Origin of the sequence: Acinetobacter sichuanensis, from assembly GCF_003024515.2 — a bacterium.
GTDB classification, from domain to species: domain Bacteria; phylum Pseudomonadota; class Gammaproteobacteria; order Pseudomonadales; family Moraxellaceae; genus Acinetobacter; species Acinetobacter sichuanensis.
This window is the reverse complement of record NZ_PYIX02000115.1, coordinates 1-2,607: the sequence shown is the minus strand read 5'-3', so window position 1 is coordinate 2,607 and position 2,607 is coordinate 1. Positions and strand designations below refer to the sequence as shown.

Here is a 2,607-nt window from a genome sequence, read left to right as displayed (position 1 = left end):
TGGATTTTCAAATAGGCAACTACGTAACGCACCCAAGTACAGGTCGCCCTAATCAGATCAAGCAAATCCATATTAGTAAAGGTGTGAGATGGTTAGGATTTGGCTCAAACACAATAGGTTGGGTTAAGGCAGATGATTGTGCGGTTTGGACTGGTCCTAAGGTATTTGGTGGTGCAGCATGAAAGCAGTAGATCTAATTAAAAATAAAGGTATTCAGTACGCTGTTGAAATTGTAGAGAACGCGCCAGAAGGTGTGTTGGCTTGGAATGAGGGTTATGAATTTACTTGCGGTCAAGCCATCAACATTAGCGACGAGGATCGAGAAAAATACTTTGTTGATATAGCGGAGCTTAAACGTCTCGTTGGAAGCTGGGAAATAATTGAATCATTTAATGGAGTTGAAATGGCTCAGCGGTTTATTAATGAAAATGTTGAATGCTCTGACTCTGAAAGACTTAAACAAGCTATTGCAGACATGGAAAGTATGGGGATTTAGCATGAAAAAGCGTAATAAAAAATACAACCCAAATAAGATTGGCAACCTGTATCAATCACAAGCGAATCAAACTCACGTACTCGAGATGTCTTTTAATATTGATGATGTGAATGAAAGCATCGATACATGGCGTGAAGAAAATAATTTAGCTGACAAAGAGCTAACACCTAAACATGTAGTTTATGACGTGTATCACGGTGACTTGATTATTTGCCTTAAAAACTTACTGATCCCACTGGAGCAAGAATGGTTCTTCGGTGTGGATTCACATTATTACTCAGTTGATGAGGATAAAGTTCTAACTATTCCGACTCAGTTCCAAATGCCAAAAATGAGTTTTGAACACTTTCGTTTTGGTTGTGATTTAAAAGTAGATCGTGGTGCAGGAATTAAAACGCGCTGGAAAGGGATTAGTGAAGAATTAGGTGCAATTCTTGAAGAAGCACCTCAGGGTTTTAAGCGCGTTCGTAGTGATGCACTGCTTCGCGTAGAAACGGCTTTTAACAATGTTTCTGACTATCTGTACTTCAAACAAGCAAAGTTACTTCGAAATCAGGGAGTCGCGGCATGACCACAACTACAAACAACCATTCGAAGCTTATTGATCAAGTAGGCGGTATTGAAAAGGCGAAGGCAATTATTAAGGGTGTGCCTGATGGTGTGGACACATACTGTTGTGAAACTGGTGGTTACTTTAAGCAATTACCGATTATGAAGCCGTGTGTGAATTGTATTTATCTTAATTACCTCCGCACCGCTATTGAGCACCACTATTACGGACGATCTGAGGTGGAAGAACTCGCAGCTTATGCAGAGTTAAGCCAAGAAAAAATTGAAGGCGTAACGACTTTTGATGAATGGTGGAAAGTTAATGAGCTTAAATACGACTATGTTTTTCCAGCTTCTAGAGATGCTTTTAAAGCAGGTCAGAAATCAAAACAGGCTGAGATTGATCGACTTGAAGAATGGAATTCAAATCAAGCTCGAAGCATTAAAACTTATCAAGGCGAAGATGAGGATCTAAAAGTCTTGCTTCAAAAATTGATTGATGATGAGTACACAACCATGCGCCCAAGTATGGCTTATGAGATTCAGAAAGCTCTGCGAGGTGAGCGTGAATAACCCATTTCGTATAGGTGATAGCGTGATGCATGACGTTGAAGCATGGCAACAACCAGCGAGTACGCTCACTGTGACCTATGTTAAAAATCTTGTAGTCGTAGCAATAGATAATAGTGGACAAAAGTTTATTGGAAACTTTGGGTGCTTTACTTTGATTAAGCGAGATGGGGATGAATAACAAATTCAAAATAGGCGACCTTGTGCGAGTTGATACCTTGCCTGATGCACCACTCCGTGAAGTTTTAGGTGTGAGGGGGGATTTTATTTTAATCAACTTTGGAGGTTGGGAAGGGTGGGTACAGGCTGGCGCATATGAGCTGATTTTGAGTAGTAAATTATGAGCAGCATTTCAGTTGCTGAGTATAAAAAATTATCTGGAAAACCACGGCGTACCAAGCGCCGTGTTGTTGTGAAGAAGGAGCGAGTTGTTAGCGAGGGTGAGGCTAAACTCGCTCAGCATTTGAAGTCGTACAAGATCGAGTTCCAGACTGAGTTTCAGTTTAATCCTGAGCGGAAGTGGAGAGCGGATTTTTATATTTTAGGTAGTAAGGTTTTAATCGAGGTTGAAGGTGGGATCTGGAGTAATGGGAGGCATACAAGGGCACAGGGTTATTTAGGGGATATGGAGAAATATAACTCGGCACAAGAGTTAGGTTATTCAGTGTATCGGTATAGCACTGAGCAGGTGAAAAGTGGTAAGGCGATTGAAGACATTAGACGGTTGGTAGGTGATTTATGAATGGAATTGAATTTCTTGCATGGGTAGCAGTTGGAGCAATCATCTTTGGTGTGACTGCGGTAATTTTTATTTTTCGAATGGCGTGTCGGGAAAATAAAAAAGCGGTTGAAGAATTTAAGAAACGTAGAAATTTAGGGTGATGGAATGAATATGGTGACAGAAGATTTTGCAAAACATAAAGACTTAATGATTGTTCATGATTTACGCCGTTTATTGTTTAAACCAAGTGCAGCACTTGTAGATTTCACAC

Annotated in this window: 8 protein-coding genes; all 8 read left to right on the top strand. The window is 40.3% G+C overall.

What is annotated here, in order from left to right:
* Positions 1 to 182 (top strand): hypothetical protein (locus C9E89_RS23490; RefSeq protein ID WP_171405206.1); only part of this gene is annotated, 182 nt, incomplete at its 5' end.
* A complete protein-coding gene (locus C9E89_RS22140) occupies positions 179 to 496 on the top strand; it encodes a hypothetical protein (RefSeq protein WP_107010246.1) in 318 nt (105 codons plus the stop codon). The genes C9E89_RS23490 and C9E89_RS22140, both read left to right, overlap by 4 nt.
* 1 nt (position 497) lies before the next feature.
* Positions 498 to 1,067 (top strand): hypothetical protein, encoded by a 570-nt coding sequence (locus C9E89_RS22135; RefSeq protein ID WP_107010245.1) that lies wholly within the window; start codon positions 498 to 500, stop codon positions 1,065 to 1,067.
* Positions 1,064 to 1,618, top strand: coding sequence for a hypothetical protein (locus tag C9E89_RS22130; RefSeq protein WP_107010244.1), 555 nt, complete (start codon positions 1,064 to 1,066; stop codon positions 1,616 to 1,618). Before C9E89_RS22135 ends, C9E89_RS22130 begins: the two co-directional genes overlap by 4 nt.
* The gene (locus C9E89_RS22125; protein WP_107010243.1) at positions 1,611 to 1,796 is read left to right on the top strand and encodes a hypothetical protein; all 186 of its coding nucleotides are present in this window, start codon (positions 1,611 to 1,613) and stop codon (positions 1,794 to 1,796) included. The genes C9E89_RS22130 and C9E89_RS22125 overlap by 8 nt, the downstream gene beginning before the upstream one ends.
* A complete protein-coding gene (locus tag C9E89_RS23485; RefSeq protein WP_171405205.1) occupies positions 1,789 to 1,959 on the top strand; it encodes a hypothetical protein in 171 nt (56 codons plus the stop codon). Before C9E89_RS22125 ends, C9E89_RS23485 begins: the two co-directional genes overlap by 8 nt.
* A complete protein-coding gene (locus C9E89_RS22120) occupies positions 1,956 to 2,357 on the top strand; it encodes a DUF559 domain-containing protein (RefSeq protein ID WP_107010242.1) in 402 nt (133 codons plus the stop codon). Before C9E89_RS23485 ends, C9E89_RS22120 begins: the two co-directional genes overlap by 4 nt.
* Entirely contained in the window at positions 2,354 to 2,497 is a 144-nt protein-coding gene (locus C9E89_RS23480; protein ID WP_171405204.1) for a hypothetical protein, read from the top strand. Before C9E89_RS22120 ends, C9E89_RS23480 begins: the two co-directional genes overlap by 4 nt.
* Positions 2,498 to 2,607: the final 110 nt, after the last annotated feature.

Bases quoted from the DNA above. Each gene is read 5' to 3' on its own strand.
- C9E89_RS22140 (WP_107010246.1), top strand. From the start codon at position 179: ATGAAAGCAGTAGATCTAATTAAAAATAAAGGTATTCAGTACGCTGTT.
- C9E89_RS22135 (WP_107010245.1), top strand. From the start codon at position 498: ATGAAAAAGCGTAATAAAAAATACAACCCAAATAAGATTGGCAACCTG.
- C9E89_RS22130 (WP_107010244.1), top strand. From the start codon at position 1,064: ATGACCACAACTACAAACAACCATTCGAAGCTTATTGATCAAGTAGGC.
- C9E89_RS23485 (WP_171405205.1), top strand. From the start codon at position 1,789: ATGAATAACAAATTCAAAATAGGCGACCTTGTGCGAGTTGATACCTTG.
- C9E89_RS22120 (WP_107010242.1), top strand. From the start codon at position 1,956: ATGAGCAGCATTTCAGTTGCTGAGTATAAAAAATTATCTGGAAAACCA.
- C9E89_RS23480 (WP_171405204.1), top strand. From the start codon at position 2,354: ATGAATGGAATTGAATTTCTTGCATGGGTAGCAGTTGGAGCAATCATC.